The sequence below is a fragment of the Haloarchaeobius pelagicus genome (assembly GCF_051207375.1).
Classification (GTDB): Archaea; Halobacteriota; Halobacteria; order Halobacteriales; family Natrialbaceae; genus Haloarchaeobius.
Window position 1 is genome coordinate 585,885 of record NZ_JBPJZD010000002.1, and the last position, 26,466, is coordinate 612,350.

Sequence of the window (26,466 nt, forward strand, 5' to 3'; positions counted from 1 at the left end):
GATGGCGGACGACTCTCCCTCCATCGGTGCGCGACTCACGCCGGGGTTCATCCGCCGGCGCTACTCGCTGAAGTTCGCCGTGTCCTTCCTGCTCGTCGTCCTCGTCATCGGCTCGGTCGGTGCCGTCGGCTACGTCCAGACGAAGGACACGGTCGAGACGAACACGCAGGCACAGCTCGAGGAGACGAGTTCGCTCCGGGCGTCCTCGCTCTCGGAGTGGACCGAGAGCATGCGCATCCAGACGCGGACCGTCTCTGCCGGAGAGGAACTCCGGGGCGAGGAGCAAGGCTCGTCCTACGGAACGGCGGAACGGTACCTCCAGACCAGGGAGTCCCGGCTCTCCGGTGACATCCTCGGCATGCACCTGGTCAACAGCTCGACCGGCCGCGTGATGGCCAGTACGGACCCCATCTCCGGGTTCAAGCTCGAGGAACTCGGCGTGCCGTGGGCGAACGCGAACGTCTCGGGGAAGTCCGCCGAGAAGGCGGACGAGGTGTGGGTGTCCGACAGTTCCTACGAATCACCGCTGACGCCATACACCCAGGGGGACGTGGTCGCGTTCGCGAGCGCAGTCCCGAACTCTGACGACCGCTACGTCGTCGTGGTGACGCGTATCCAGACCCACCTGGACACCATCAAGGACTCCGAGACCGAGGGACAGACCCGCATCATCAACGAGAACGGCGGGACCGTGTTGACGCCGGGCGGTTCGGTCGACCAGAGCGTCCACGGTGACGGGCTCTCGGCAGCGCGGTCCTCGGGGGACACCGCGTTCGAGACCGCGGGCAGCCAGGTCCACGCGTACGCCGCCGTCGACGGGACCCAGTGGGTCGCGATCACCAGCGTCGAGACGAACGAGGCGTTCGCCGTGCGTGACACGGTCGGCCAGAACGTCCTGCTCATCATCGCGAGCGGGCTGCTCGCGCTCGGCTTCGTCGGCGTGGTGCTCGGTCGCCAGACCGTCACCCCGCTGGCGAAGCTGCGCGACCGCGCCAGCCAGATGGAAGACGGGAACCTGAACGTGAACCTGGAGACGCGCCGGGTCGACGAGATCGGCCGCCTGTACGGCGGGTTCGCGGAGATGCGTGACTCGCTTCGCGACCAGATACAGGAGGCCGAAGCCGCCCGCAGCGAGGCCGAAGCCGCCCGGACCGAGGCCGAGCGCCTGAACACGCACCTCGAACGGAAGGCAGACGAGTACTCGCAGGTGATGCGGCGCTGTGCCGACGGCGACCTGACCCAGCGCATGGACGCCCAGTCGCAGAACGAGGCGATGACCGACATCGCCAACGAGTTCAACGAGATGATCGGGCAGATAGACGAGACCGTCGCCCAGTTGCGCGTGTTCGCGACCTCGGTCGCGAGCGCGTCCGAGGAGGTCACGGCGAGTGCCGAAGAGGTCCAGAGCGCGAGCCAGCAGGTGTCCGGGTCGGTCCAGGAGATCTCGGACGGGGCCGAGCGCCAGAACCAGCAGTTCCAGTCCGTGTCCGCCGAGATGGACTCGCTTTCGACCACCACCGAGGAGATCGCCGCCTCCTCGAACGAGGTCGCAGACCTCGCCCAGCGCACGGCCGAGACCGGCAGTGCAGGGCGCGAGGCCGCACAGGAGGCCATCGCCAGCATGGGAGAAATCGAAGACGAGTCCGCCGAGGCCGTCGAAGCCATCGAGGACCTCGAGGCCGAGATGGCACAGATCGACGAACTCATCGAGTTCATCACGGACCTGGCGAAGGAGACGAACATGCTCGCGCTGAACGCCAACATCGAGGCCTCGCGTGGCTCGGCCGAGGGCGCGAACGGCGATGGCGGCGACGGGTTCGCGGTCGTCGCCCAGCAGGTCAAAGAGCTCGCCGCGGAGACCAAGGACGCGGCCGAGGACATCGAGGCGCGTCTCGAGGGCATCCAGGAGAAGACCGACCGCACCGCCGAGGAGGTCCAGAAGACCTCGACGCGCGTCTCGGAGAACCGTATCGCCGTCGAGAACGCGGCGGACGCACTCGAACAGATCGCGACGTACGCCCAGCGGACCAACGACGGTGTCCAGGAGATATCGGCAGCGTCCGAGGAACAGGCGGCCTCGACCGAGGAGGTCGTCGCGATGGTCGACGAGGCGGCGACCATCTCCGAGGAGACCACCGCCGAGGCCGAGAACGTGGCCGCCGCCGCCGAGGAGCAGACCTCCTCGCTGTCAGAGGTCACGAAGAGTGCATCCAGCCTCGCCCAGCAGGCGTCCCAGCTGAGCCGTGCCCTCGACCGGTTCGAGACGGAGTCGGACGGCACCAGTGGAGAGGGCCCGCTCCTGGCCGACCAGCTGTCGGTCTCGGGGGACGCGGTCGACGACGCGTCGGCCGACACCGCAGACGCGGGCGGCGCAGACGAAGACGACGCAAAGAGCGCGTTCGAGTTCGCGAACTATCCGGAGCAGGGCAGGGAGGACTGACAGCGAGCACAGCCGCCGACCTGGGCGACCGTCGCCCCGTCCGTTCAGATAGTTAACTCATTCTCGACTAAACATTTCGCAGACATATACGTGCGCTGCCACAGCTGTGGCTGCGGAAAGGCAGAGATAGAATCACCCCGTTACCCTTCGAAAAGTAACGTGAACGGCGGAAAGATACATACGTTTCCGAGGATACCTGCATGTAATGTCAGGTGTGTTGGGACGTCTTGTGCCGGGGCCGATCCGGCGAAGTTACGCGTTGAAGTTCGCACTCGCGCTGTTCAGTGTGCTCGTCATCATCGGTGGGGTTGGCGGCTACATCTACTTGCAGACTGGGACAGTGCTCGAAGAAGACACGGGGAGAGAGCTGAACGCCAGTGCGAAGATCCAGGCACAGTTCATCGATCAGACACTCCGCGAGACCAGAACAGAGGTCGAGCGCCTGAGTACGTCCGACGCCGCCCAGGACGACAATACGAGCTCTGAACGACGGGCGTTGATGCGAAGTGCAGCCTCGGACGAGTACGTCGATTCCATCTATCTGGTCGACACGTCATCGGGGGCGATAGATCAGCAGGTCGGACGGGGAACCGGTGCGGACGGAGACAGCCTCACCGACGCGTTCCAGACGAAGCTGAACGAGATGGAGTCGGCACAACTGGGCCAGGTCGTTACCAGCAAACCCTTCCAACTCGGGGACCGGAAAGTGATGGTCGTCCGGAGTTCGGTGCCGAACCAGGCCGATAAGTCGTTCGTCGCAGTGCTCGACATGCAGTTGCTCTCGGTGACCGCACTCCCGCAGGTGAGTTACGGAGAGGTCGTCGTCGTCGACGGCTCCGGGACGGTGATGCTGTCGGCCGATGCGTCGAATATCCTCCAGACGGACACGGTTCCAGCCAGCGAGATCGACGGGTCCAGGGGCTTCAAGACCCTCGACACCAGCGACGGCGAGAAGGCGTTGAGTTACCGCCAGCTGACGACCGAGGACTGGACCGTCATCCGACGGGTCCCGGAGTCACAGGCGTTCGCGCTCCAGGACACCATCCTGACGCAGCTGGTCACGATGCTCGGACTGGCGTTCGGGAGTATCATCCTCATCGGGATGACCATCGGCCGGAACACGGTCAAATCGGTCGCGAACCTGTCCAACAAGGCCGGTGAGATCGAGGCAGGAGACCTCAACACCGAGATCCAGAGTTCGCGGGTCGACGAGATCGGTGCCCTGTATAACTCCATCGACAACATGCGCGAATCCCTGCAGGACCAGATCGCCGCGGTCCAGCAGGCACGGACCGACGCCGAACAGGCACAGGCGGAAGCCGAGCAGATGAACCGCCACCTCGAACGGAAGGCCGACCAGTACCGCGACGTGATGCAGGCGTGTGCGGCCGGGGACCTCACCCAGCGCATGGACGCCCAGTCCGAGTCCGAGGCGATGGCCGACATCGCCAACGAGTTCAACCGGATGGTCGCAGAGCTGGAGGAGACGACCGACCGCGTCAAGACGTTCGCGAGCGACGTGGCGACGGCGTCCGAGGAGGTCACGGCGAGTTCCGAGGAGGTCCGCTCCGCGTCCGAGCAGGTCACGGAGTCGGTCCAGGAGATTTCCGACGGGGCCGAACGGCAGAACCAGAGCCTCCAGTCGGTCAACACCGAGATGGACGCCCTGTCGACCACGACCGAGGAGATTGCGGCCTCCTCGAACGAGGTCGCCGACCTCGCCGAGCGCACCGCCCAGACCGGCCGGAGCGGTCGTGACGCGGCAGAGGACGCCATCGAGGGCATGAGCGAGATCCAGGAGGAGTCCGGCGAGGCGGTCGACGCCATCGAGGACCTCGAGGCCGAGATGGAACAGATCGACGAACTCATCGAGTTCATCTCCGGACTGGCGAAGGAGACGAACATGCTCGCGCTGAACGCCAACATCGAGGCCTCGCGTGGGGCCGCCGGTGGGGACGGTGGCGCTGGCGACGGGTTCGCGGTCGTCGCCCAGCAGGTCAAGGAGCTGGCGCAGGACACCAAGGACACCGCGGAGGACATCGAGAAGCGCCTGGAGACCATCCAGGACCAGACCGACCGCACCGCCGAAGAGGTCCAGCGCACCTCGAACCGCATCGCAGAGCACGCGGGCTCCGTGCAGGCGGCCGTCGAGGCACTGGACGAGATCGCCGAGTACGCCCAGCAGACCAACGACGGCGTCCAGGAGATCTCCGCGGCATCCGAACAGCAGGCGGCCTCCACGCAGGAGGTCGTCGCGATGGTCGACGAGGCGGCGACCATCTCAGAGGAGACCACCGCCGAGGCCGAGAACGTCGCTGCTGCGGCCGAAGAGCAGACGACGGCACTCACCGAGGTGTCTAGCAGTGCGAGCGACCTCGCGGACCAGTCCGCCCGCCTGAGCGAGGCCCTCGACCGCTTCGAGACCGACACGGAGCGCGTCGAATCCGACTCGTGGGGCGACGCGGAAGAGGTGATGTTCGAGGAGACGACCGAGGACGGAGCGACCACGCCTGCTGACGACCAGCACGGCGAGATGCCAGCAGAATCGCCAGAGGGTTCGGAGGACGAGCAGTCGGACGATACCTTCGAATTCGGCGACCACTGAGCGGGAACACGGTCCCAGTTCCCCCACTCGACCCCACACCGTCGTGCGGTCGACACGGAGACGCGGGAGCGCGGTCCCGATTGCGGACACGTTCCGTCACCTACTTTTTGGGGCGTTCCTAAGCGGTCGGTGATGGAGTTCCTGGAGCGCCGGCGTGGGCTGGTCGACGACCGGTTAGTGGAGGTGCTCGACGCCGTCGAGCCCGGCGAGCTGGCCGACGAGCTACGACACGTCTCGCTCTCGGGCGGCAAGCGAGTCAGACCGACCGTGACCGTCCTGGCCTGCGAGACGGCCGGTGGCGACGCGGAGGACGCCGTGGACTTCGGCGTCGGTATCGAACTCGTGCACAACGCGTCGCTGGTCGTCGACGACATCATCGACCAGTCCGACATCCGCCGCGGGACCGCCGCGGCGTGGGCCGAGTACGGTTACGGCCCCGCGATAATCGCCTCCGACGGGCTGCTGGGCGAGGCGTTCGCGCTGTTCTCCTCGGACCCGCAGGCGATGCAGATCGTCGCCGAGGCGATGGTCGAACTCGGCGAGGGCGAGGCGACGGAGATCGCCGCCCAGCCGACGAACGAGCGCGAGTACATGGAGCTCGCCCGGCGGAAGACGGGCGCGCTGTTCCGGGCCGCTGCGGAGTTGGGCGCGGTGGCCGCGGGCGCGGACGCCTACACCATCGAGGCACTCGGCGAGTACGCCGAGCGCGTCGGTATCGCCTTCCAGATCCGCGACGACGTCCTCGACGAGACCGCGGACGCCGACGACCTCGGGAAGCCGACCGGGCAGGACGCCGAGATGGACCGTCCGTCCGTGGTGCAGGTGACCGAGCTCACGCCCGAGGAGGCGAACGAGCGCGCCGAGGCCGAAGCCGAGGCCGCGCTTGAGGCGCTCTCGAAGGTCGATACGGGCGACTCGGAGGCCAGCGAGTACCTGCGCGACCTGGCGCGGTTCGTGGTCGTGCGAGAGCGGTAGGATAGACGAATTCGTTTTCAGCCGGTTTCAGCGTCCGTCTCCGCCCCTTCCGAGAAGTGCGTCTCCGCGATGGCGAAGGCGAGCGTGCTGACCAGCCCCAGGAGCGTCCCGCCCGTCAGGACCGCCGCGAGGTTCGAGAGGCTCATCAGCCCGAGGAAGAACGCCGAGACGGCGTGAAGCACCGCGCCCATCGCGACGACGTAGAAAGGTGCGTTGAGATAGCGCCATTCGAGGGTGTCGGCGATGTACTCGTCCGTTATCTGCCCGAGACTGGTCGTGACGCCGGCGGCGGCGAACCAGCGGACCGAGCCGAACGTGAGTGCGGCGAGCACCTGTGACGCCGAGAGACCCGTCCCGGTCTCGGCCTGTGCGACACTCAGGTACTCCACGCCACCGACGCCCCCGACGACGAGGAGGGCAGCCGCGACGACGTACGAGAGCAGGGTCATCCGGCCCGCATAGAGGCTGTTCCGGACGCGCTCGAACGTCGAGTCGAGCTTCTCGCCGAGACCGAGGCCGCGCGAGAGCAGGTAGAACCCGAGCAGGGCCGACGCCAGCCCGAGGACGCTCCCGACGGTCACGTCCATGAACGTCGCCGCGATGGCGAGGGGATACACCAGCAGGAGGATACCGATGGGGACGAGCAAGGTCCCGCGGGTCTCGGGGTCGTTGAGCACCTGCTTCATGGTGTAGTACATCGATTCGAGGTCCTGGGCCTGCCGGACGACGACCCGGCGGACCCCGTCGACCTTCACGCGGGACCGGATGACGGGGATGACGGACTCGTCCTGGGCCCCGTCGGTGACGATGAGCGCGGTGACCTCCTCGCTCGTAGAGAGGCCCGCCAGCACCTCGTCGACCTCCTCGCCGACCTTCCGGTTGGCGCTCACGTCGCTTTTCTCGTTCCCGGTGACGGCCGCCACCTCGACCGCCTCGTCGTGGATGGTGTCGAGCAGGTTGATGCCCTGGAAGAGGACGTTCACGTCGGAGTCCTCGGGGTCGGCGGTCGCCAGGGCGACGGCGGCTTCCTCGACGTTCTCTCGGCCGACGACAGGGGTCCGCGTCCCTGTCTTGCGACCGATGTCGTCGTCGAGGTCGACGCACAGCACGAGCAGCATTCAGTGCGTGGGTTCGCCGTTGCCGTTCAAGTGCTTTTGGTTGCTGGCATCGCGTCGGGCGGGACCCGGCAGAACTCGTGCTCGCGGAGTCGGCGCGGCGCGTCCGGGTCGTGCGAGGGCAGGACCACGGTCGGACGCTCCGCAACGAACCGGAGGATGCGTCGCTGGGTCTCGCGGTGGGTGTCGGCGTCCATCGCCACGCCGTCGACCTGCCGGGCCAGCAGGCTCTGCTGGTCGAAGGCGGCGTCACCGGCCAGGAACAGTTCGCCGTCGCCGGTGTCGACCACGACCGACAGGTGGCCGTGGGTGTGTCCCGGTGTCGGGACGAGGAACACGCCATGGGCGAGATGGTGTGACGCCGAGAAGGGACCGATTTCGGGACCGTCGAAGGTGATACACGTCGGGGCGAAGTTCGCCGGGAGGTGCTCCCGCAAGGTTCCGTAGCGCGCGCCGCCAGCCATCGCGTCCTCGTACTCGCGCCGCGAGCAGACCACCTCGGCGTCGGGGACGTCGCACAGGCCGTCGACGTGGTCGAAGTGTGCGTGGGTCAGGACGACCGTGGCCACGTCGTCGGGGTCGAACCCCAGCCGCCGGAGCTGTGGGTCGAGTTCGTCCTCGGGAGCCACGTCGACCTGGAACTGCCACCGGTAGAACCAGCGCGCCAGCGGGGGGTAGTAGCTGGAGAGCGAGGCCGCCGCGCGTTCGCCCGTGTCGACGACGATGGGACCCTCGGGGTGGTCGATGACCCAGCCGAGGATGGGCAACGGGTCGTGGAAGTTCGGGTCGAGCGCCCAGCGCAACGTCCGCACGGCCCGGGACTGGCCGCGGCCGCGGTAGTGCGCCTCCTTCACGCGAATCGAACCGAACCGGAGGGGGTGGACGTCCATGGAACCCGTACGCCGCCGGAGAGTAAGAGCCGTTCGTCGGTCGTGTGGGACGACCCTGATCTCTCAGGCGCTGGGAAGCAACCGTGGCGTACTAACCGCTGCGCGCTAACTCTGGTGCATGAGTAGACGGGTCGTCACCAGCGGGTCGGACCAGCTGACTGGGACCGACCTCACACGCCTGTTCGACCAGGAGCGCCTCCACCAGCGCCTCGACGCGGGTACCCTGCCGGACTGGGCGGTCGAGCACTACGAGGAGTTCCGGAGCGCCATCCTCGGCGAGCGGAACGGCACGCCGTTCCCCTGTTACTTCGGCGTCGACTCCGAGGAGAAGGGCTGGGCGCTGTACACGTTCGTGCCCGGCCTTGACGACGAATCGCTGCTGCACTTCCGTGACGTGATGCTGGCGTTCCTGAACACGTACGAACACCACTCGCCGCGGACCTCGCTGGTCGCGTTCTTCCAGCACGACGGGACCGAACTCTCCGAGGCGGAGTGGTACGAGCGCTACTGGCACGTCCTGCAGTTCCTGCACGACAACGACCCGGAGGCCTGGCCCGACGAGTTCCCGACCGACCCGGACCACCACCAGTTCGAGTACTGCTTCGGCGGGCACCCCATCTTCCCGACGGTCCGGGCCCCGAGCTACGAGCGACGCCACAGCCGCCACAACCCGCACGGGCTCGAGGTGACGGTCCAGCCCCGGGCCGTCTTCGAGGGCGTCACCGGCGACACCGAAGCCGGACAGCGCGCCCGCGAGGTCATCCAGGGTCGCCTGGAGGACTACGATTCGGTCTGCCCGCACGCCCACCTCGGCGAGTGGGAGGACGACACGAGTCACGAGTGGAAGCAGTACATGCTGCCGGACGGTGAGGAGGAACTCGAGGAGTGCCCGCTGGAGGTTCGGGCGTGAGCGAGGACGAGCGGTCGGCGCGACCCGACGCTCTGCTCGTCATCGACGCCCAGTGCGGCTTCGACGAGCCGGGCTGGGGCGATGAGCGCTCGACGCCCGACGCCGAGGAGAACATGCAACGGCTCCTGGAGACCTGGCGCGAGCGCGGCTGGCCGGTCGCCCACGCGAAACACGACTCGACCGAGGACGGCTCGCCCCTGCGGCCCGACACCGCCGGGAACGAATTCAAGGAGGGTCTGGAACCCGCGGGCGAGGAACCGGTGTTCGCGAAGACGGTCAACAGCGCCTTCATCGGGACCGATTTGGAATCCTGGCTTCGCGAGACGCCCCACGGCCGGGTGGTCATCTGCGGGCTCACCACCGACCACTGCGTCTCGACGACGACCCGGATGGCCGAGAATCTGGGATTCGAGCCCGTGCTGGTGTCCGACGCTACCGCGACCTTCGACCGGGCGATTCCGGGCGGCGGGCACCTCTCGGCCGAGGAGAACCATCGGGCCGCCCTGGCGCACCTCTCGGGCGAGTTCGCCGAGGTCGTCGAGACCGACGACCTACTCTGACTCGACCGACGCTGCTTCTGTCGTCGCGGCGCTCCGGCGCTCGATGTACAGCAGGACGCCGAGCCCGACGAGCACCACGGTGTAGGCCGCAGCCGTGAGGAGCGCGTCGGTCTTGCTCGGGTAGACGTCGGTGCGGAAGACGATTATCTTCCGGACCATCGCGATGACGCCGGTGTAGACGACGAGCCGGACGATCTCCGTCGTCTGGGTCTCTCTGGTGTACGCGAGCACCGTCTGGTACACCTCGACGATGATGAACAGCAACAGCGCGGTGTCGATGAAGCCGACCACCACGAGTGGGTCGGTGATGTCCCCGGTGCCCACCGAGCCAGCGATCTGCATCCCGAGGTCGAGCACGCCGACGGCGAACAGGAAGACGAGCACGAGCGCGGCCACGAACTCGACCCCACGCATGACTGTCTCCGACAGTTCGACCCCGCGGTCGAGGGTGAAACGGGGTCGCTCGGGCGGGCGCGGCAGGTCAGTTGCCATACCGTGCTAGAGGAAGGCTAGCACGAAGAAGGGGCAGAACCCTCATCGGGCGAGGTGGTCGGGAGTGCCGACTACACCCGTCGCACTGCACCGGTCGCGAACGTGCCATGCACCCCCGAGCCACGCCGTCTCCATTTCGCACGCTTTTTCCCGTTCGGCCCGATTATACCGTACAACGAATGATCTCCAAGGGCTGTGAGCAGTGCGCGGAAGGCGGAAAGATGGTCATGTTCGTCTACGGCTACTGTGACCAGCGCGACTGCTTCTACTGCCCGCTCGGTGAGAACCGCAAGAACGTCACCGACGTCTACGCCAACGAGCGCCTCGTCGAGTCCGACGAGGACGTCATCACCGAGGCCAAGCGCATGGACGCCCTGGGCACCTCCATCACCGGCGGCGAACCCCAGGAGGCGCTGGACCGCACCTGTCACTACCTCTCCCTGCTGAAAGACGAGTTCGGCGAGGACCACCACACCCACCTCTACACCGGCATCACCGGCGGCCGCGAGAACATGCGCCGCCTCTCGGAGGCCGGCCTCGACGAGATTCGCTTCCACCCACCCCTCGAGTTGTGGGGCGACATGCACGGCACCGAGTGGGAGGAGATACTCTACATCGCCCGCGAGGAGGGGCTGACCCCCGCCTTCGAGATTCCCGGGATCCGCCCCGAGAAGGAGTTCCTCGAGTTCCTCGACGAGGGGGCCGCCGAGTTCTGTAACATCAACGAGTTCGAGATGTCCGACGGGAACTACCGCCGGATGCAGGAGGAAGGCTTCGAGCTGAAGGAGGGCCACATGTCCGCGGTCGACGGCTCCCGCGATGCCATCCTCGACGTGATGGGTGACCACGAGCGCGTCTACTTCTGCACCAGCGTCTTCAAGGACGCCGCCCAGCACCGCCGGCGGCTGAAGCGCATGGCCCGGAACGTCCGCCGCGAGTTCGACGACGTGAGCGACGACGGAACCCTCGTCTACGGGAAGACCTACACCGACCCCGCCGTGTTCGAGGCGCTGGGCGTCCCCGAGGAGTTCTACACGGTCAAGGAGAACCACGTCGAGGTCGCCTGGTGGCTGCTCGAAGAGATGATCGAGGACGGCGACGTCGACGACGGCGAAATCGTCGAGCAGTACCCGACGTACGACGGGCAGGTCGTGGAGCGGACGCCGCTGGCGTAATCTGGCGTCCGAAGAACGCTTTTCTGGCAGCCGTCTGTTGTCCCTCACATGCCCGACGACCGATATCGACTCGGTCTCCTGCTCCTCGTCTTCGGCGGCTTCGTCTGGACGAACACGACAGACCTCCTCGCCGGACTCGGGATACTGGTGTTGCTCGTCGGGTTCGTGCTCGGTGCGAGCTGGGCGCTGGAACCCGCGGAGTGAGCAGAGGCTTGCAGTCGTGGGGCTGCAGTCGTGGTAGTTGTGTAGACGGGCCAGTTCGGTCGCGCTCCGTTCAGAACGCCCCACGCGGCGGGACACCGGCCACCCGCGCCGCCACGATACCGCCGAACGCGACCGTCAGCACGGCGGCCATCGTCGCAGTGAGAGAAGCGCCGACGCCGAGCCCGAGTCCCCCGACGACCAGCGCGACCAGCACGGTCGCTCCGAGCACGCCCCGCGTCGGGAGGCGCTCGCTCGTCAGGTGGTCGTAGGTTCCGAGTGCCGGCAGGAACGCGAACAGGGCGGACAGGCACCCGAGCCAGGGCTGACCGAACGCGAGACCACCGGCGAGCCCGGCGAAGCCGACGCCGGCACCGGCGACGAGCGTGGGAACCGGGGGCGGTGAGACGGCGTCGAAGGCGACAGCGTAGGCCGCAGCCGGGACGGCGACGCCCAGGCCGACGACCAGCCCGAGCAGGGGGTCGCCGCCGAGGAGCCCGACCGCGACACAGAGCAGGCCGATGGCCGTCGCGACCGCGAGCACGGGCCGGGGCAGGATGGTCTCGTCCGGGTCGTCGGCACGGACGACGGTGTAGGCCGCAAACGGGTAGAACAGGGCGGCCGCGACACCGATGTACCCGAGGAACGAGGCGGGGTCGGTGACGAGGTCGACCTCGCCGACGAGGACGGGGAAGACGAGCCACGTCGTCGCGAACAGCACACCGACGACGATGGCGGCTTCGGGGACCCGACGGGTCATACCGGCACTCGGGACGGGAGACGTGAAACGGTGTCGCTCGCGGGCACCGGCGGTGGACGTGGGGCCAGTATGTGCCGTCATCACATACGAAACCGGGCGAGACAGTTCGGCTGATTCAGGGAAGGCGCAAGCGTTTAGATGTCTGCCTCGTTAGTCGTGTCCATGTCGGACTGTCCACTCGCGGACGACTGCCCCAGATTCGAAGAACGTATCGCCGGGATGGGCTGTGCCCATTACGGGGACCGCGGGGGGATGGAGTGGTGCAAGAACTACGACCAGCCGATCTCGGACCTGAAGACCCAGCCGGTCAAGCCCGGCGAGCAGATCGTCGTCGACGTGACGGACATCCACGAGTCCGGTGCTGGTATCGGCCGCACCGACGAGGGCTTCATCATCTTCGTCGACGGCGTCCTCCCGGAGGCCCGGGCCAAGGTCGAGGTAACCAAGGTCTACAACAACCACGCGCAGGCCGAAGAGGTCGAGCGGCTCCCGATGGAGGACGAAGACGAGGACGAAGAGGAACAAGAGCCTCGCACCTCCCGGCGGAACAAGAGTGGTCGCGCCTCCCGTGAACGCCTCGGCAGCCGCGACAACTTCTGGGGCAAGTAGCCGCCCCAGCCCTGCGAACCGCACCCACGGACAGTCCACCGACCCTTTTTCGCGTGGCGGTTCCTACGCCGCCATATGGCCGACGAGTTGCCCGACGTAGACGACATCCTCGACGAGACGGGGTTCTCCGCCGCCGAGAGCGTCCTGACCCGCCGACAGGCCGAGGTGCTCGCGCTCCGGGAACGCGGCTTCGCACAGGCCGCCATCGCCGAGCGTCTCGGCACCTCACGTGCGAACATCTCCAGCGTGGAATCGACCGCCCGCGACAACGTCGCGAAAGCCCGCGAGACGGTCGCGTTCGCGGACGCGCTGGCCGCGCCGGTCCGCATCACGGTCGAGGCCGGGTCGGACCTCTACGACGTGCCCCAGCAGGTGTACGACGCCTGTGACGCGGTCGACGTGAAGGTCCCCTACGCTGCACCCGACCTGATGAAGGTCGTCAACGACGCTGCCGGCGACGCTGTCGACGGCCGAGAGATCGGCGACGACCTGCTCATCAGCGTCACCACGGACGGGACCGTCCAGGTCCGCCGGCAGAAGGACACCGATTAGGCCGTCGAGTCGCTCTCTCAGGTATGGGTCTCATCCTGCACATCGTCCCCGAATCCGACTGGGACGACGACACCGACGAGTATCGCCCCGCGAGCCTCGACGACGAGGGGTTCATCCACTGCTCGAAACCGGAGCAGGTCGAGGACGTGGCGAACCACCCCGAGAACGACTTCCCGGACGACTGCCTGCTCGTCTGTATCGACGAGTCGAAGGTCGACGCGGACATCCGCTACGAGAACGGTTTCCCGCACATCTACGGGCCGCTGAACACCGACGCCGTCGCGTCGGTCGTCGAGTTCCCCATCACGGACGAGGGGACGTTCGGGCTGCCCATCTCGGTCGCCATGGTAGAGGCAGACGTGGTGCGTAACTCAGGAACTTAGGGTGATGGGCTCCACTACCCCTGCATGGACCTGAACCTCGAAGGAGAGACCGCACTGGTAACGGCGAGTTCGTCCGGTCTCGGGCTCGCGAGCGCGAAGGCACTCGCCCGCGAGGGCGCGAACGTGACCATCTGTGGGCGCGACCGCGACCGCCTCGACGCAGCGGCCGAGGAGATAGAGAACTATGGCTTCGGCGAGGTGCTCGCCCGCCAGGCCGACATCACCGACCCCGACGACGTCGCCGACATCGTCGAGACGACCGTCGAGGCGTTCGGGAGCCTCGACCACCTCGTCACCTCGGCGGGCGGCCCGCCGTCGGGCCCGTTCCTCGACATGACGGAGAAGGACTTCTATGCGGCCTACGACCTGCTCGTGATGAGCGCGGTCTGGACGCTCAAAGAGGCGTATCCCCACCTGGCGGAGAGCGACTCGGGGAGCTGGGTCGCCATCACCTCGACCAGCGTCGTCGAGGCCATCGACGGCCTCGTGCTCTCGAACGCGGTCCGCCGGGCCGTCGTCGGCCTGGTGGACACCGTCGCCCGCGAGTGGGCACCCGACGTGCGTGCGAACGTCGTCATGCCCGGGGCCCACGAGACGAGCCGAATCAAGGAACTCATCGAACAGTCGATGGAGCGCGGCGAGTACGACAGCTACGAGGAGGGGCTGGCTGACTGGTCCGCCGACATCCCCATGAACCGAATCGGCGACCCGATGGAACTCGGTGACGTGGTGGCGTTCCTCGCCTCGGAGAAAGCGAGCTTCGTCACCGGGACGTCGCTCCCGGTCGACGGCGGCCGGACGCGGAGCTAAGGAGAAACCAGACCAGCACTCAGAACCGCTCTTGCTCGCGGAGTTCCGAAACGACCTCCCGCACTCGCTGTGCGTCCGATTTCGGCACCACGAGCACCCGGTCGTCGTAGGCCGCGACGACCAGGTCGTCGACACCGACCAGCGAGACGTGTTTGCCGTCGCTGGCGACGACGTTCCCGCTGGAATCGATTTCCAGCGCGTCGCCCAACACCGCGTTCTCCCCCTCCAGCAGGCGCTCGAACGCGTCCCACGAGCCGAGGTCGTCCCACTCGAAGTCGGCCGGGACGACGTACGCGTCGTCGGTGCGTTCGAGGACGGCGTAGTCCACGCTGACCGACTCGGCACGCTCGAAGCCCGTTTCCGCATCCTCGGCCGTCGCGATCGGTTCCAGTGGGGTCCCCTCGCACTCGCGAAGGAAGGCGTCGGGCGTCCACGCGAAGATGCCGGCGTTCCACAGGAAACCGTCCGCGACGAACGTCTCGGCGGTCTCGGAATCGGGTTTCTCGCGGAACTGCCGAATGGGGGCAGCGCCGTCGGTGAACGGCCCGGGTTCGATGTAGCCGTACCCGGTGGCGGGCCGGGTCGGCTCCACGCCCATCGTCACCAGCCCCCCGGTTTCCACTGCAACCTGACAGGCACGGGTCGCGACCGTCGCGAAGTCGCCCGTGACGTGGTGGTCGCTCGGGAGACACAGCAGGACGCAGTCGCCGACCTGCTCGCGGATTCTGCGGGCCGCGTAGGCCAGTGCCGGGCCGGTGTCTCTGGGTTCGGGTTCGACGAGCACGCCCGCACTCGGCGCGTGCTCGCGGACCTGCTCGGCGTAGTCCGCCCCCGTGAGGACGTACGTCTCGTCGGCGAAGCCGGCACGCGAGACGGTCCGGGCGAGCAGGGAGTCGTCGCCGCCGAAGGCGTGGAACTGCTTGGGGCGGTCGCTTCGGCTCGCGGGGTAGAGCCTGGTTCCGGTTCCCCCGGCGAGCACCAGCGCGACTGTCGTCACCACGTCTCTATCTGCCCCTCCTGGATGTCCTCCAGGCAGCCCTGGCAGTCGGGGTTCTCCGGGTCGAAGCACTCCGGCACCCCGGCCTCGCTCAGCAGGACGGCGCGCTTCTCGGCGTAGCGCCGGCAGACGATTCTGGCCCGCCCGTACTCGTCGCGGGGGAGCTTGCTCACCTGTCTTCCCGTCGTGAAGTTCTGGCGGGTCTTGGCGTACTGCCGGCCGGCCGAGCGGAACGTCTTGCGGATGAACCGGCCGACGCCGTCGTTCTGGTCGCTCACCGGGGGCACCCCCCGGGCACGAACGGTCGCATTGTTGTCGAATCGTAGCGGCGCAGGGCACTAAGGTACGTCGGTGGGGACGGGGGCCAACAGCACAGCCGGGCGGTGGACCGAAGTGCGTCGTCTCCGAACTGTCGCACGGGATGCCCGTCGCCACCTCTTCCACCATCCGCAGCCGGACCCGGCTCGCCACGGCTGTCGCCATGGCCGCGTTCTCGACGTGGTTCAACCGGGGCGGCACCGTGACGACTCCAACCGACGCCGTCGAGTGGTTCCTCGTCTCCGCGGTCTTGCTGTACCTGCTGTTCACGCTCCTGCGCGTCGCCGCGGACCGGGTTCGGGGCTACCCCGGAGACGGCTGAGAGAGGGGTGGCAGTTTCACTTTCACTGCCCTTGGGACAGTTTAAATACTATCGCGCACCAACATCGGTACGTCTCCCACCGAAACACACGCGGAGACAGAGAGACCATGACTGATGTGCGCCAGCACGCGGAAGACATACACGAACAGTTCTCCGGGCACGACATCGACGTGTCCGTCGACGACATCGAAGAGCGTCTCGACCGGCTCATCAACGAGTTCAAGGTCCCCATGGACGAGGCTACCCGTAGCGTCCGTACCCACTACCTCGACGAGGCGGGCATGGACCGCGACGAGCTCGGCAGCGGCGGTGCCAACGACGAGATGCTCCTCGGTGACATCGACCAGGACGAGCAGTGGATCGACGTGACCGCGAAGGTCACCCAGCTCTGGGAGCCCCGCTCCGACGCCGTCGCGCAGGTCGGCCTGCTCGGCGACGAGTCCGGGACGAAGAAGTTCATCTCCTTCACCACCTCGGAACTGCCCGAGCTGGAGGAGGGCAAGTCCTACCACCTCAGCAACGTCATCACCGACGAGTACGAGGGCAACTTCTCGGTCAAGCTCAACCGCACGACCGGCATCGAGGAACTCGACGAGGAGGTCGAGGTCGGCGACGACTCGACGACCGTCGAAGGCGCGCTCGTGGACATCCAGTCCGGGAGCGGCCTCATCAAGCGCTGTCCCGAGGAGGACTGCACCCGCGTCCTCCAGAACGGCCGCTGTGCCGAACACGGCGAGGGCGAAGGCGAGTTCGACCTCCGCATCAAGGCCGTCGTCGACGACGGCATCGACGCCCACGAGGTCATCTTCGACAAGGACGCGACCGAGTCCGTCGCGGGCATCACCCTCGACGAGGCCAAGCAGATGGCCATGGACGCACTCGACACCACGGTCGTCGCGGACGAGATTCGCGACTCGATCATGGGCACGTACTACCGCGTCGAAGGCCCAACCTTCGGCCGGTACGTCCTGGTCGACGACCTCGAAGAGCTGACGGACAGTCCGAGTGGAGAAGCGGCTCTCATCCGCGCGAGGTCGATGTGACATGAGTCAGGCACCCACCCGCGAAGTCGCAAAGCGCGTCTTCGCACGCGAGTTCAACGACGCGACGTACACGTTCAAGGAATCCGACGACGAGCGCGCCCCCAACTTCGCGCTCCTGCCGACGGGCGACCGCGCCAACCGCGTGTTCGTCGTCGGCACCCTCACCGAGACCGAGGACATCGGTGACGACTCGGAGTACTGGCGTGGCCGCGTGGTCGACCCCACGGGCACGTTCTTCGTGTACGCTGGCCAGTACCAGCCCGAAGCGGCCTCGTTCCTGCGCGAGACCGAACCGCCTGCCTACGTCTCCGTCGTGGGCAAGCCGCGCACGTTCGAGACCGACGACGGCAACGTCAACGTCTCTCTGCGGCCGGAGTCCATCACGCCGGTGGACGAGGCCACCCGCAACCGCTGGGTCGTCGAAGCCGCCGAACGCACCCTCGACCGTATCGAGGCGTTCGACGACGAGACCAACGAGTACGCCGCCATGGCCCGCGAGCACTACGACCCCGACATGCTGGGCATGTACCGGGACGAAGTGATCCAGGCACTGGAGAGCATGGACGGCGTCAGCGGTGACGACGAGGAAGAAGACGAAGCGGAAGCCGCGGTCTGAGCGGCTCCGAGACCGAGTACGCTTTTTTCGCCCGGCGTGACACCCCGAGAGCCGCCGGTTTCGACAATCGTCTGACGAAACTTCAAGTACGTCCGCTTCCCTAACCTACCACAACATGGGCAACAAGAACAAGACCATCTCCTTTCGCGTGAACGAGGACGCCTTCGACACGCTCCAGGAGATCGCGGCGGAACGCGACATCTCCCTCTCGGCGGTCTTCCGCGACTACGTCGATATGCTGGTCGCCCACGACGGCCAGGTCGAGGTGCTCCCGGAACACGAGATGCCGGAGCGCGACATCAGTGGGAGCGACGACGAGTGGCCACCGAAGGTCGAAGTCCCCAAGAGCTTCGTCCGCGAGCACGAACGCCTCGAACTCGAGGCCGACCACCTCCGCGAACAGCTCGACGAGTACAAACAGTACGTCACCCACCTCCGCGAGGCCCTCGAAGACGCAGAGGACAGTGAGGAGGTCATCCACCTCGAAGACCTCGACCTCGGGAACGAGACGGACCGCGACGAAGACTCGACCTACCGCATCCGCGACTGAGTTCTCGACGCCCTAGCCGGAGAGTTCGTCCTTCGTCTGTTTCGCCCGCCGACGCATCTCCTCGTTCCCGTCGACGCGAGCCAGTTCCTCCATCGCCTCCAGCGTCCGGACCCCGTCGTCGAGGAACGAGAGGATGTCGCCCTCGTAGGCGTACACCATGTAATCGTCGCCCATCACGTCGACGATGGCTCCCGGGTTCAGCCCCTGTGCCCGCAGTTCGAGCAGGTAATCGATGAACTTCCGCTCCGGGTGCCCACAGTACGGCGCGTTGTCACAGCCACAGTCCATGAAGTCCTTCGCGAAGTCGAGCACCCGCTCCCGCGTCGTCTCGTCCAGCTTGTCGAGGCTGTCCCCACCGTTGAACAGGATGTCCAGCGTCGCCCCCTTGAACGCCCCCTTCGGGATGTTCGTGTCCAGCTGGGAGCTGAGCTGGCGGTGGTTCTTGACGTATATCTTGTCCGTGATGGCCACGCTTGGAGATGGATAACGCCGTGGCGGGCAAAAACGCCCCGGTCTCGCCGCGCGTGTGTCTGTCTGTCGTGGGGAGGCCGAGTCGTAACGTATTTTTACGCTGCTGGATTACCTGTGACTGCACACAGTGTCCGGGTTGGGGTAGTGGACTATCCTTCAGCCTTGTGGAGGCTGAGACGCGGGTTCGATTCTCGCACCTGGACCCTTCATAATTCTTACAAGAAACAACAACCGTAGAAAGTAGTTTACGGCTCTGTTGGGAGATTTTGGGGACGCACTCGTTCCAAAACATAGAATTTTTTACTATATCCCGGCAGTCGCGTTCCGCAGTTCGGCCCACGTAATCTTCCCAGAGTCAGCTTTCCTGTGACAGCCCGGGCAAAGGGAGACGACGTTGGTCAGCTCGTGCGCATCTTCGACGTCAAATCCGACAGACTCGGCGAACATTCGGACGGGCACGAGGTGATGGATGTCTGGATTTCGCCCGAGTTTCTCGTTCGTCGTTCCACAGATGACACAGCAGTAGTCGTCGCGTTCGAGTGCCTGTTTACGTACTCGCGCCCACCCATTTCCGTACGGGCCGATGTCTCCACCTTTCCAGTTTGGGTGGCCGGAACCGGAGTTTCGGTTCGAGAGCCACTCGCTTCTGCACTCTTCACCACAGAGCGTCACGTCCCCGATCTCGCTCGGGTATCTCAGCACTTCCGCTCCGCACACGGTACATTTGACCTCGCGTCTGCCGCCGTTCCACCGGGGATTGTCCGTACCCTCCAAAGACGGGGCTGTTCGCCACTCTCCTTCCTCGACACAATCCGGGCAGTAGAGACCCGACTTCTCGCTGGGATAGTACTCGAAACTCGAACTACAGATTCGACACGTCGCTTCTCGCGTGGCATCCCTGTAGTTCGGGTTCTTGGGTCCCTTTCGTGAGGACCCTGTCTGGCGACAGTCGTCAGAACAGTACTTTCGCTCGTGTTCGGAATAAAAATCTGATTCACACAGGTCACACTCTCGATTCGGGAGACGGTCGCCGTGAGCTCGCCAGTGGTGTACTCGTACGCCCCGTTCGGTCTCGAATTCGCGTCCACACCTCGGGCAGAGCCGGCTCTTGCTGGTATCGTCTGCATCCATCTCGATACCGAATTTCTGCCCAAATAGGCTATAAACTATCAGCAGCCCTCAGTCAGCCGTCCCGGCCCGCGTCGCCGGGTTCGCCGAGCCGCTCTCCTGGATGATGTTGAACGCCGTCATGAGGTCCGAGCGGGAGATGAGGCCCACCAGGTCACCGTGGTAGTCGGTGACCAGCAGTCGGCCGACCCCTTTCTCTTGCATGGTCTGGAGGGCTTCCATCGCGTCGGCCTCGGGGTCGATGGTGACGAGTTCCGTGGTCATGATCTCCTCGACGAGGTAGGCGTCGCGTTCGACCGACGGGACGCTGCGGGCGTCTTCGAGCGTCACCAGGCCGACGAGGGTGCCGTTCTCCAGCACCGGGTAGCCGGTGTGGCGCTCCTGGAACATGCGCTGGATGAGCGTCGCCACGCTCTCCTCGCGCTCGATGGTGTTGAGGCGGTCCCAGGGGGTCATGATGTCGCGGACGGTGACGTTCTGGAACGCCGCCTTCATCACGACCTGCTGGGCCTCGGAGGACGCCCCGATGTAGACGAAGAAGGCGATACCGATGAGCAGTATCTGGAAGGTGAACAGGCCGAACAGGCCGAGCAGCAGGGCGAACAGCTTGCCGACCTCGGCCGCAATCTGCGTCGCTCTGGCGTACGGGCGGCGGCGTGCGAGCAGTGCACGGAGCACCCGGCCACCGTCCATGGGGAAGCCGGGGAGCATGTTGAACACGGCGAGCGAGATGTTCATCAGTGCGAGGTAGCCCACGACGAACCGTGGCGCGGGGTAGCCAGACGGGAGCGCGACGAACGCGACCGCGGAGGCGACGCCGACCAGTACGGACACGATGGGCCCGGCGATGGCTATCTGGAGTTCCTCCTTCCAGTCCTCGGGCATCTCCGAGAGCGAGGCGATACCCCCGAATATCCACAGCGTGATGGAGTCGATGGGGTAGCCGTACCGCATCGCGACGAGGGAGTGCCCGAGTTCGTGCAGGACGACCCCCACGAACAGGCCGATGGCTGCGGCCGAGCCGACGATCCAGGGGGTCGGCCCGGACGTGAGCGGGCCGATGGGGAGGCCCGCACCGAACACCTGGTTCATCAGGTCGGCGACCGCCGCCACACGGTCACCGATGAGGTAGGCGAACAGGGGAAGTACCAGCAGGAACGTCAGGTCCAGCTTGATCGGGATGCCGAAGAGCGACCCGATACGGAAACTTCGCATGGGAGACAGTAGCCGCGGGACGGTATTAAAAGGGAGGCCGTTTTTGTAGCCAGTGGCCCTACCGTCGGGCATGAGCGACCCCGAACCACTCGTGCGACGCGCCGCAGACATCGACTACGAGGACGTGGATGCCGCCGCTGGCCTGCGCAAGGGCGTGCTGGTCTCCGAAGAGCAGGGTGCCCCGCACTTCGCCATCCGGCGGTTCACGCTCGACCCCGGAACCGAGGTCCCGAAGCACACCAACGCGGTCGAACACGAGCAGTACGTGCTCGAGGGCGAGTACGTGGTCGGAATCGGCGACGAGGAGTACCGCGTCGAGGCCGGCGACTCGCTGCTCATCCCCGCCGGGACCGTCCACTGGTATCGCAACGACAGCGACACGCAGGGCGCGTTCCTCTGTGCGGTCCCGAACGGGGACGACGAGATAGAACTGCTGGAGTAGTCCTCTCAGCCCAGGTTCCGGTACACTTTTGTCTTTTTAGGCCGGCCTAAAACACATGAGCAAGCGCCAATCAAGCGCCAATCAGCCTCGCACGACCCGGTCTCGCGCCGCCGTCGGCCTGTTCCGTGGCATCTTCGGGACGGCCGAACCGGACGACGAGACCGAGAAGTAACGGTCGACGACTCCGTTTCTCGACCGGATCTCAGTCCGAGAGCTTCGCGTCCAGTTGTCGCGCCACCACGTCGTCGTCGAAGGGTCCGTCGTCGCGCGAGAGGTGGATGAGCGGCGCGTTCTCCATCTGTATCCACTCGCCGTCGCGGCCGTTGCTCAGCGTCACCGATTCCTGGGTTCTCGGGAGGCCGTTCGAGCGCATCCCCTTCGTGCGGGAGCGGGTCGTCGCGACGTGCAGGGGCGTGTCGTCGTCCTCGTAGACGGTCGGGTGGTAGGTCGGATGCTCGGGGTCGAGTTCGCACATCGCGGCCTGGTACTCCCGGGTCGCGTCGGCGGCCTTCTGGGCATCGGCGCGGGAGTCGAACCGGGCACCGGTGGCGGGCTCGGGTCGGTGGCCGGTGGTCGAACAGGCGACGATGAAACCGCCGTCGTCGCTGGCGAGGTCGGCGACGGTTCGGCGAGCGGTCGGGAGGCGCTCGGCGGGGTCGGTCATACCCGCCACTATTTTAGGCCGTCCTAAAAGAGTGCCGATTCGGTCCGCAGCGCCCCCAATTGTCTCGAATCCAACCACTTTCGGGCGACCTAAAAACAGAGTAGCGGTCTCGGCAGTATCTCGCGCAATCCATAACGATTTTTTATTCATAGGTCTTCGACACGACTGATGGCACGCTATCGCGACGGGTTCGGCGAGATTCGAGCCCACCTGGATGCCCTCCACGCCCCGGGTGGCCCGTACCACGTAGTCTGTGCGAAGACCGGCGAGCCCCCGGCCCCACTGCAGGGGCTCCGGTTCGACGACCGCCAGACCGCCGCGGAGGCCACCGAGGTCGCAGTGACCTACCGTGCGTACCTGCGCCTCTACGACCCATCGGTCCCCTTCACCGACCTCATCGTCACCGAAGACGTCGAGGTCGAGGCGGAGGCGAGCCGACAGCCCGCCGCGGTCAACCGGGACTGACCCGGGGCGGGCGGAACGCAGAACCCTGAAATACCCCACTCACGTATCGCCAGCCGTGTCTAAACAGGTCCAGCGCGTCGACACGTTGTTCCTCCACCAGACCGGAGACACCTACCTCGCCGTCGTGGTGCGCGACGGCAAACGCGTCTTCCGCGCGAAGCTGGAGCTCAAAGAGACCAACGCCGGGCCCCGTCCCGGCCGCTTCCGGGTCATCCGCGGCTCGTCCGAGGAGCCACGCAGCCCCGACGAGTTCGTCGAGATAGCCCGCCGAGCGACCCGTATCCGCATCTCCGAGCAGACCACGAAACCGGCTCGCGACGAGCTTCGCGAGATGCTCGGTGGCTACCAGCTGGACGCGAAGGTGGTCCGGACCTGTCGCTACTGCGCCTCCGACGGGCGCTACTCCCCGATCACTGCAGACTCCGCGGTCAAGTCCGGGCAGGACTACATCTGCGTCGACTGTGCGGTCACCGAACTCGAACAGGAACTCGCCTACCACGGCGAGTTCACCGGGGCTGCACAGGACCGCCTCGAGGAGCTGATGCTCGAGGTGCAGGACATCGAGAAGATCAAGAACCTGCTCAAGGGCGAACTCGACCCCGACCTCACGAAGTTCGACGAGATCTCCTCGACGACCGACGACATCGAGCTCGTCCGGACCGACACGCTGAACCTCCATCCCGGGCTGCAGGGGATGCTCGAAGACCGCTTCGACACCCTGCTCCCGGTCCAGAGTCTGGCCGTCGACAACGGCCTCTTCGACGGTGACGACCAGCTCGTGGTGAGCGCGACCGCGACCGGGAAGACCCTCATCGGCGAACTCGCCGGCATCAACAACGTCCTCAACGGGAAGGGCAAGATGCTCTTCCTGGTGCCCCTCGTCGCCCTCGCCAACCAGAAGCACGAGGACTTCGAGGAGCGCTACGGCGACATGGTCGACGTGACCATCCGCGTTGGTGCGAGCCGCGTCGCCTCCAACGGGTCGCGCTTCGACCCCTCGGCCGACGTCATCGTCGGCACCTACGAGGGTATCGACCACGCGCTTCGTACCGGCAAGGACCTCGGCGACATCGGGACCGTCGTCATCGACGAGGTCCACACGCTCAAGGAAGACGGTCGGGGCCACCGCCTCGACGGGCTCATCTCCCGGCTCAAGTACTACAGCGACAGGCGCAAGAGCCAGCGCCAGGACTACGGCGGGGCCCAGTGGGTGTACCTCTCGGCGACCGTCGGCAACCCCTCCGAACTCGCCCAGAAGCTCCGCGCGAAGCTCATCGAGTTCGAGGAGCGTCCGGTCCCCATCGAGCGCCACGTCACCTTCGCCGGTGGGCAGGAGAAGCCGCGCATCATCAACCGGCTGGTGAAACGCGAGTTCGACCGGAAATCCTCGAAGGGCTATCGCGGCCAGACCATCGTGTTCACCAACTCCCGCCGGCGCTGTCACGAGATCGCCCGGAAGATGGAGTACCAGGCCGCGCCCTACCACGCCGGGCTGGACTACGGCCGCCGGAAGAAGGTCGAGCGCATGTTCGGCAACCAGGACATCGCCGCGGTCATCACGACCGCCGCACTCGCCGCCGGTGTCGACTTCCCGGCCTCGCAGGTCGTCTTCGACTCGCTCGCGATGGGTATCGAGTGGCTCTCCGTGCAGGAGTTCAGCCAGATGCTCGGCCGGGCGGGTCGTCCGGACTACCACGACCGCGGGAAGGTGTACATGCTGGTCGAACCTGACTGCAGCTACCACAACTCCATGGAGATGACCGAGGACGAGGTCGCGTTCAAGCTGCTCAAGGGCCAGATGGAGCCGGTCATCACCCGGTACGACGAGGACGCCGCCATCGAGGAGACGCTGGCGAACATCACCGTCGCGGGCAAGAAGGCCAAGAAGCTCAACGACCGGATGCTCGGCGAGATTCCGACGAAACACGCCATCGGGAAGCTGTTAGAATACGACTTCATCGACGGCTTCGCGCCGACCGACCTCGGCCGCGTCGTCTGTACGCACTTCCTCACGCCCGGTGACGCCTTCACCATCCTCGACGGGGTCCGCAAGGAGAAACACCCCTACGAGGTCGTCGCGGACATCGAGTTGAAAGACCAGGAGCTGTGACGCCCACCCACGTCGTCGTCCTCGGGTGGGAAGCGGACCGGACTGCGGACGAACGTGACGCCGCGAACGAGTCAGTTCGGGCAACCCTGGAGGCCGGTGACGCGGTTCGGGTCGTCCTCCAAGACGAGGACGGTCTGCGAGCCGACCATCCTGATGCCTTCGACCGGTTTCGTACCGAGTTCACGTCACCTGGGAGCGAGTCGGCCAGACGGCAGTATCGTGGGAACCTCCCCGACTGTGCGCCCGCCCTCGACGCCCTGCTCGACCTGAAGACGTGGCATCGCTTCGTGACGCTCGACACGCTCGTCGTCGAGAGGGCGGGCGAGACGGTCCTGCGGTACGTTCCGGACCATAGCGACATGGTCATCTGGGGCGAATCTGTCGCCGAGCACGTCGCTGGGGCACTCGCCGGCCACCCAGCTGCCGTGCTTCCGGCGGACCGAATCGAGTGGGGTGACGAGACAACCACGGTCGCCCTCGACCCTCCGAGCCTCTGCGTCGGGAACGCGTGTTTCAGCCTCTCCCACCTCGAAGGGGCGACCATCGACCACGAGACCGACGAGCTGGTGCTAAAGTGGCCGGAGTCGCGGGGGCTCCTCGGGAAGGCACTCGATAGCCTCGGCCCCGACCGGCCGACGCGACTCGCGCTCCCCCCGGACGACCCCTCGCGCGAGCACGTCGAAACCGTGGTCGACCGACTCGGTGTACTTCTGTCTGACGGCCCGTGACTGCGGAAATCACCGTTTGCGCCGGCGAGAGGGGCCACAACGCTCATTACGAACCTTTCAATTGGCCAAAACTATCAAGAGTAATCCTGCCATCCCGTTCGATAACACCGGGGTCCGGCGGCAGGAAACCGGCCCTCCACCATCATGACTGGAATCGAAACCATCGGGGACACTGGGAACGTGTTGCTGACCGACCGCGAGCACGAACAGGAGTACTGTGGTGACCTGCTCGACGCGAGCGCGACCGACACTCGTGCGGAGCTGACGGTCTCGTTCCCGAAGGCACAGACGGAGAAGACCGGCTTCGGGAGCCTCTCGTCCAGCCAGCCGGCGAAGAAGGGTGTCATCTCGGTCGGCGACGTGATGCGCTCTGCCGCCTCGAGCAGCCCCGATTTCTCGGCCCCCGTGCCGATGGACGCCGTCGAGGACCCGGGCAACCTGCAGGCCATCGGGACCTCCATCAGCCGGTTCTGCGAGCAGTGGGACCGCCAGCAGTTCGACATCGTGGTGTGTTTCGACTCGCTGACCGAGTTACTCGAGCACGCGAGCACCGAGGCCGTCTTCCAGTTCTGCCACGTCCTCAACAGCCGTCTCCGTTCGGTCGGCGCGCTGGCGCACTTCCACCTCGACCCGGACGCACACGACGACGAGACGGTCGCCACCTTCCAGTCGATATTCGACGAGACCATCGGTGAGACCACGGACGCCGACGCCATCGAGGAGTTCGCCCAGGCCACCGACGACGACATCGCCGCGCTCACCGACGGCTGGGGCGAGGAGGCACAGTACTCGATCGTCGGCGATGGCGACTACGACCGCCCCGACGAGGTCACCGAGGCCTCCGACGAGGAGATCGCCGACCTGCTCGACGGCTGCTGACCGGCCAGAAATAATTAATAGTGAGGAATTCAACGATGGAT

General features: G+C 66.1%; 30 protein-coding genes and 1 tRNA gene. 21 read left to right on the plus strand and 10 right to left on the minus strand.

Annotated features, from left to right (window positions below):
• Position 1 precedes the first annotated feature (1 nt).
• The 3 genes from ACSC1S_RS15470 to ACSC1S_RS15480 all read left to right on the plus strand — a co-directional run bounded on the left by ACSC1S_RS15470 (position 2) and on the right by ACSC1S_RS15480 (position 6,020).
• Positions 2-2,440 carry a methyl-accepting chemotaxis protein gene (locus tag ACSC1S_RS15470; RefSeq protein ID WP_435365084.1) on the plus strand — a complete coding sequence of 813 codons (2,439 nt, stop codon included), beginning with the start codon at positions 2-4 and terminating at the stop codon, positions 2,438-2,440.
• 259 nt (positions 2,441-2,699) lie between these two features.
• On the plus strand, positions 2,700-5,045 hold the full coding sequence (locus ACSC1S_RS15475; RefSeq protein ID WP_435365085.1) for a methyl-accepting chemotaxis protein: 2,346 nt from the start codon (positions 2,700-2,702) through the stop codon (positions 5,043-5,045).
• A 132-nt stretch (positions 5,046-5,177) separates the two neighbouring features.
• The gene (locus tag ACSC1S_RS15480) at positions 5,178-6,020 is read left to right on the plus strand and encodes a polyprenyl synthetase family protein (protein ID WP_435319732.1); all 843 of its coding nucleotides are present in this window, start codon (positions 5,178-5,180) and stop codon (positions 6,018-6,020) included.
• 17 nt (positions 6,021-6,037) lie between these two features.
• Here the strand turns inward: ACSC1S_RS15480 and ACSC1S_RS15485 are convergent, their stop codons facing one another.
• Both ACSC1S_RS15485 and ACSC1S_RS15490 read right to left on the minus strand, forming a co-directional pair.
• Positions 6,038-7,138 carry a DUF373 family protein gene (locus tag ACSC1S_RS15485; RefSeq protein WP_435365086.1) on the minus strand — a complete coding sequence of 367 codons (1,101 nt, stop codon included), beginning with the start codon at positions 7,136-7,138 and terminating at the stop codon, positions 6,038-6,040.
• Positions 7,139-7,164: 26 nt separating this feature from the next.
• Positions 7,165-8,025 (minus strand): N-acyl homoserine lactonase family protein, encoded by an 861-nt coding sequence (locus tag ACSC1S_RS15490; protein WP_435365087.1) that lies wholly within the window; start codon positions 8,023-8,025, stop codon positions 7,165-7,167.
• A 154-nt stretch (positions 8,026-8,179) separates the two neighbouring features.
• Between ACSC1S_RS15490 and ACSC1S_RS15495 the strand changes: the two genes are divergently transcribed.
• Positions 8,180-8,935 carry a YqcI/YcgG family protein gene (locus tag ACSC1S_RS15495; RefSeq protein ID WP_435365530.1) on the plus strand — a complete coding sequence of 252 codons (756 nt, stop codon included), beginning with the start codon at positions 8,180-8,182 and terminating at the stop codon, positions 8,933-8,935.
• Positions 8,932-9,495, plus strand: coding sequence for a cysteine hydrolase family protein (locus ACSC1S_RS15500; RefSeq protein ID WP_435365088.1), 564 nt, complete (start codon positions 8,932-8,934; stop codon positions 9,493-9,495). Before ACSC1S_RS15495 ends, ACSC1S_RS15500 begins: the two co-directional genes overlap by 4 nt.
• Here ACSC1S_RS15500 and ACSC1S_RS15505 read toward each other — a convergent pair.
• Positions 9,487-9,987 (minus strand): phosphate-starvation-inducible PsiE family protein, encoded by a 501-nt coding sequence (locus tag ACSC1S_RS15505; protein WP_435319736.1) that lies wholly within the window; start codon positions 9,985-9,987, stop codon positions 9,487-9,489. The genes ACSC1S_RS15500 and ACSC1S_RS15505 overlap by 9 nt on opposite strands.
• Before the next feature lie 179 nt (positions 9,988-10,166).
• Here ACSC1S_RS15505 and ACSC1S_RS15510 point away from each other — a divergent pair, with 179 nt between their 5' ends.
• On the plus strand, positions 10,167-11,162 hold the full coding sequence (locus ACSC1S_RS15510; protein WP_261648799.1) for a radical SAM protein: 996 nt from the start codon (positions 10,167-10,169) through the stop codon (positions 11,160-11,162).
• 48 nt (positions 11,163-11,210) lie between these two features.
• Positions 11,211-11,366, plus strand: a complete 156-nt coding sequence (locus tag ACSC1S_RS15515; protein ID WP_435365089.1) for a hypothetical protein — start codon at positions 11,211-11,213, stop codon at positions 11,364-11,366.
• 70 nt (positions 11,367-11,436) lie between these two features.
• Here ACSC1S_RS15515 and ACSC1S_RS15520 read toward each other — a convergent pair whose 3' ends face one another.
• The gene (locus ACSC1S_RS15520; protein WP_435365090.1) at positions 11,437-12,123 is read right to left on the minus strand and encodes a hypothetical protein; all 687 of its coding nucleotides are present in this window, start codon (positions 12,121-12,123) and stop codon (positions 11,437-11,439) included.
• Positions 12,124-12,285: 162 nt separating this feature from the next.
• On the opposite strand from ACSC1S_RS15520, the gene ACSC1S_RS15525 reads away from it, so the two are divergent.
• From ACSC1S_RS15525 to ACSC1S_RS15540, 4 genes are all read left to right on the plus strand, one after another.
• Positions 12,286-12,732, plus strand: a complete 447-nt coding sequence (locus ACSC1S_RS15525) for a TRAM domain-containing protein (RefSeq protein WP_435319739.1) — start codon at positions 12,286-12,288, stop codon at positions 12,730-12,732.
• A gap of 75 nt (positions 12,733-12,807) precedes the next feature.
• Positions 12,808-13,284, plus strand: a complete 477-nt coding sequence (locus ACSC1S_RS15530; protein WP_435319740.1) for a Tfx family DNA-binding protein — start codon at positions 12,808-12,810, stop codon at positions 13,282-13,284.
• A gap of 23 nt (positions 13,285-13,307) precedes the next feature.
• Positions 13,308-13,667 (plus strand): DUF952 domain-containing protein, encoded by a 360-nt coding sequence (locus ACSC1S_RS15535; protein WP_261648805.1) that lies wholly within the window; start codon positions 13,308-13,310, stop codon positions 13,665-13,667.
• Positions 13,668-13,691: 24 nt separating this feature from the next.
• On the plus strand, positions 13,692-14,477 hold the full coding sequence (locus tag ACSC1S_RS15540; protein ID WP_435365091.1) for an SDR family oxidoreductase: 786 nt from the start codon (positions 13,692-13,694) through the stop codon (positions 14,475-14,477).
• Positions 14,478-14,496: 19 nt separating this feature from the next.
• Here the strand turns inward: ACSC1S_RS15540 and ACSC1S_RS15545 are convergent, their stop codons facing one another.
• The gene (locus tag ACSC1S_RS15545) at positions 14,497-15,477 is read right to left on the minus strand and encodes a mannose-1-phosphate guanylyltransferase (protein ID WP_435365092.1); all 981 of its coding nucleotides are present in this window, start codon (positions 15,475-15,477) and stop codon (positions 14,497-14,499) included.
• Entirely contained in the window at positions 15,471-15,752 is a 282-nt protein-coding gene (locus ACSC1S_RS15550; RefSeq protein ID WP_261648811.1) for a DUF7091 family protein, read from the minus strand. The genes ACSC1S_RS15545 and ACSC1S_RS15550 overlap by 7 nt, the downstream gene beginning before the upstream one ends.
• A gap of 143 nt (positions 15,753-15,895) precedes the next feature.
• Between ACSC1S_RS15550 and ACSC1S_RS15555 the strand changes: the two genes are divergently transcribed.
• The 4 genes from ACSC1S_RS15555 (at position 15,896) to ACSC1S_RS15570 (ending at position 18,323) form a co-directional block, all read left to right on the plus strand.
• On the plus strand, positions 15,896-16,114 hold the full coding sequence (locus tag ACSC1S_RS15555) for a hypothetical protein (RefSeq protein WP_435365093.1): 219 nt from the start codon (positions 15,896-15,898) through the stop codon (positions 16,112-16,114).
• 107 nt (positions 16,115-16,221) lie between these two features.
• Positions 16,222-17,157, plus strand: coding sequence for a replication factor A (locus ACSC1S_RS15560; RefSeq protein WP_435319744.1), 936 nt, complete (start codon positions 16,222-16,224; stop codon positions 17,155-17,157).
• A 1-nt stretch (position 17,158) separates the two neighbouring features.
• A complete protein-coding gene (locus ACSC1S_RS15565; protein WP_261648816.1) occupies positions 17,159-17,773 on the plus strand; it encodes an RPA family protein in 615 nt (204 codons plus the stop codon).
• A 115-nt stretch (positions 17,774-17,888) separates the two neighbouring features.
• Complete coding sequence (locus ACSC1S_RS15570; protein WP_435365094.1) at positions 17,889-18,323, plus strand: DUF8146 domain-containing protein; 435 nt, start codon at positions 17,889-17,891, stop codon at positions 18,321-18,323.
• Positions 18,324-18,335: 12 nt separating this feature from the next.
• On the opposite strand, the gene ACSC1S_RS15575 is transcribed toward ACSC1S_RS15570, so the two are convergent.
• A complete protein-coding gene (locus tag ACSC1S_RS15575; protein ID WP_435319746.1) occupies positions 18,336-18,794 on the minus strand; it encodes a DUF5814 domain-containing protein in 459 nt (152 codons plus the stop codon).
• Between the two features lie 130 nt (positions 18,795-18,924).
• On the opposite strand from ACSC1S_RS15575, the gene ACSC1S_RS15580 reads away from it, so the two are divergent.
• A tRNA-His gene (locus tag ACSC1S_RS15580) sits at positions 18,925-18,997 on the plus strand.
• A gap of 100 nt (positions 18,998-19,097) precedes the next feature.
• Here ACSC1S_RS15580 and ACSC1S_RS15585 read toward each other — a convergent pair.
• Positions 19,098-19,466, minus strand: coding sequence for an HNH endonuclease (locus ACSC1S_RS15585; protein WP_435365095.1), 369 nt, complete (start codon positions 19,464-19,466; stop codon positions 19,098-19,100).
• 507 nt (positions 19,467-19,973) lie between these two features.
• Entirely contained in the window at positions 19,974-21,137 is a 1,164-nt protein-coding gene (locus ACSC1S_RS15590) for a CBS domain-containing protein (protein ID WP_435365096.1), read from the minus strand.
• A 70-nt stretch (positions 21,138-21,207) separates the two neighbouring features.
• On the opposite strand from ACSC1S_RS15590, the gene ACSC1S_RS15595 reads away from it, so the two are divergent.
• Positions 21,208-21,579 carry a cupin domain-containing protein gene (locus ACSC1S_RS15595; protein WP_435365097.1) on the plus strand — a complete coding sequence of 124 codons (372 nt, stop codon included), beginning with the start codon at positions 21,208-21,210 and terminating at the stop codon, positions 21,577-21,579.
• A 202-nt stretch (positions 21,580-21,781) separates the two neighbouring features.
• Here ACSC1S_RS15595 and ACSC1S_RS15600 read toward each other — a convergent pair whose 3' ends face one another.
• A complete protein-coding gene (locus ACSC1S_RS15600) occupies positions 21,782-22,243 on the minus strand; it encodes a DUF7552 domain-containing protein (protein ID WP_435365098.1) in 462 nt (153 codons plus the stop codon).
• Positions 22,244-22,411: 168 nt separating this feature from the next.
• On the opposite strand from ACSC1S_RS15600, the gene ACSC1S_RS15605 reads away from it, so the two are divergent.
• The 4 genes from ACSC1S_RS15605 (at position 22,412) to ACSC1S_RS15620 (ending at position 26,425) form a co-directional block, all read left to right on the plus strand.
• The gene (locus ACSC1S_RS15605; protein WP_435365099.1) at positions 22,412-22,708 is read left to right on the plus strand and encodes a DUF7552 domain-containing protein; all 297 of its coding nucleotides are present in this window, start codon (positions 22,412-22,414) and stop codon (positions 22,706-22,708) included.
• Between the two features lie 55 nt (positions 22,709-22,763).
• The gene (locus tag ACSC1S_RS15610) at positions 22,764-24,818 is read left to right on the plus strand and encodes a DEAD/DEAH box helicase (RefSeq protein WP_435365100.1); all 2,055 of its coding nucleotides are present in this window, start codon (positions 22,764-22,766) and stop codon (positions 24,816-24,818) included.
• On the plus strand, positions 24,815-25,546 hold the full coding sequence (locus ACSC1S_RS15615; protein ID WP_435365101.1) for a hypothetical protein: 732 nt from the start codon (positions 24,815-24,817) through the stop codon (positions 25,544-25,546). The genes ACSC1S_RS15610 and ACSC1S_RS15615 overlap by 4 nt, the downstream gene beginning before the upstream one ends.
• Positions 25,547-25,690: 144 nt before the next feature.
• Positions 25,691-26,425, plus strand: a complete 735-nt coding sequence (locus ACSC1S_RS15620; RefSeq protein WP_435365102.1) for a DUF7504 family protein — start codon at positions 25,691-25,693, stop codon at positions 26,423-26,425.
• Positions 26,426-26,466 lie beyond the last annotated feature (41 nt).

Bases quoted from the DNA above. Each gene is read 5' to 3' on its own strand.
- ACSC1S_RS15470 (WP_435365084.1), top strand. From the start codon at position 2: ATGGCGGACGACTCTCCCTCCATCGGTGCGCGACTCACGCCGGGGTTC.
- ACSC1S_RS15480 (WP_435319732.1), top strand. From the start codon at position 5,178: ATGGAGTTCCTGGAGCGCCGGCGTGGGCTGGTCGACGACCGGTTAGTG.
- ACSC1S_RS15485 (WP_435365086.1), bottom strand. From the start codon at position 7,138: ATGCTGCTCGTGCTGTGCGTCGACCTCGACGACGACATCGGTCGCAAG.
- ACSC1S_RS15490 (WP_435365087.1), bottom strand. From the start codon at position 8,025: ATGGACGTCCACCCCCTCCGGTTCGGTTCGATTCGCGTGAAGGAGGCG.
- ACSC1S_RS15505 (WP_435319736.1), bottom strand. From the start codon at position 9,987: ATGGCAACTGACCTGCCGCGCCCGCCCGAGCGACCCCGTTTCACCCTC.
- ACSC1S_RS15510 (WP_261648799.1), top strand. From the start codon at position 10,167: ATGATCTCCAAGGGCTGTGAGCAGTGCGCGGAAGGCGGAAAGATGGTC.
- ACSC1S_RS15515 (WP_435365089.1), top strand. From the start codon at position 11,211: ATGCCCGACGACCGATATCGACTCGGTCTCCTGCTCCTCGTCTTCGGC.
- ACSC1S_RS15520 (WP_435365090.1), bottom strand. From the start codon at position 12,123: ATGACCCGTCGGGTCCCCGAAGCCGCCATCGTCGTCGGTGTGCTGTTC.
- ACSC1S_RS15525 (WP_435319739.1), top strand. From the start codon at position 12,286: ATGTCGGACTGTCCACTCGCGGACGACTGCCCCAGATTCGAAGAACGT.
- ACSC1S_RS15530 (WP_435319740.1), top strand. From the start codon at position 12,808: ATGGCCGACGAGTTGCCCGACGTAGACGACATCCTCGACGAGACGGGG.
- ACSC1S_RS15535 (WP_261648805.1), top strand. From the start codon at position 13,308: ATGGGTCTCATCCTGCACATCGTCCCCGAATCCGACTGGGACGACGAC.
- ACSC1S_RS15540 (WP_435365091.1), top strand. From the start codon at position 13,692: ATGGACCTGAACCTCGAAGGAGAGACCGCACTGGTAACGGCGAGTTCG.
- ACSC1S_RS15555 (WP_435365093.1), top strand. From the start codon at position 15,896: ATGCCCGTCGCCACCTCTTCCACCATCCGCAGCCGGACCCGGCTCGCC.
- ACSC1S_RS15560 (WP_435319744.1), top strand. From the start codon at position 16,222: ATGACTGATGTGCGCCAGCACGCGGAAGACATACACGAACAGTTCTCC.
- ACSC1S_RS15565 (WP_261648816.1), top strand. From the start codon at position 17,159: ATGAGTCAGGCACCCACCCGCGAAGTCGCAAAGCGCGTCTTCGCACGC.
- ACSC1S_RS15570 (WP_435365094.1), top strand. From the start codon at position 17,889: ATGGGCAACAAGAACAAGACCATCTCCTTTCGCGTGAACGAGGACGCC.
- ACSC1S_RS15590 (WP_435365096.1), bottom strand. From the start codon at position 21,137: ATGCGAAGTTTCCGTATCGGGTCGCTCTTCGGCATCCCGATCAAGCTG.
- ACSC1S_RS15595 (WP_435365097.1), top strand. From the start codon at position 21,208: ATGAGCGACCCCGAACCACTCGTGCGACGCGCCGCAGACATCGACTAC.
- ACSC1S_RS15600 (WP_435365098.1), bottom strand. From the start codon at position 22,243: ATGACCGACCCCGCCGAGCGCCTCCCGACCGCTCGCCGAACCGTCGCC.
- ACSC1S_RS15605 (WP_435365099.1), top strand. From the start codon at position 22,412: ATGGCACGCTATCGCGACGGGTTCGGCGAGATTCGAGCCCACCTGGAT.
- ACSC1S_RS15620 (WP_435365102.1), top strand. From the start codon at position 25,691: ATGACTGGAATCGAAACCATCGGGGACACTGGGAACGTGTTGCTGACC.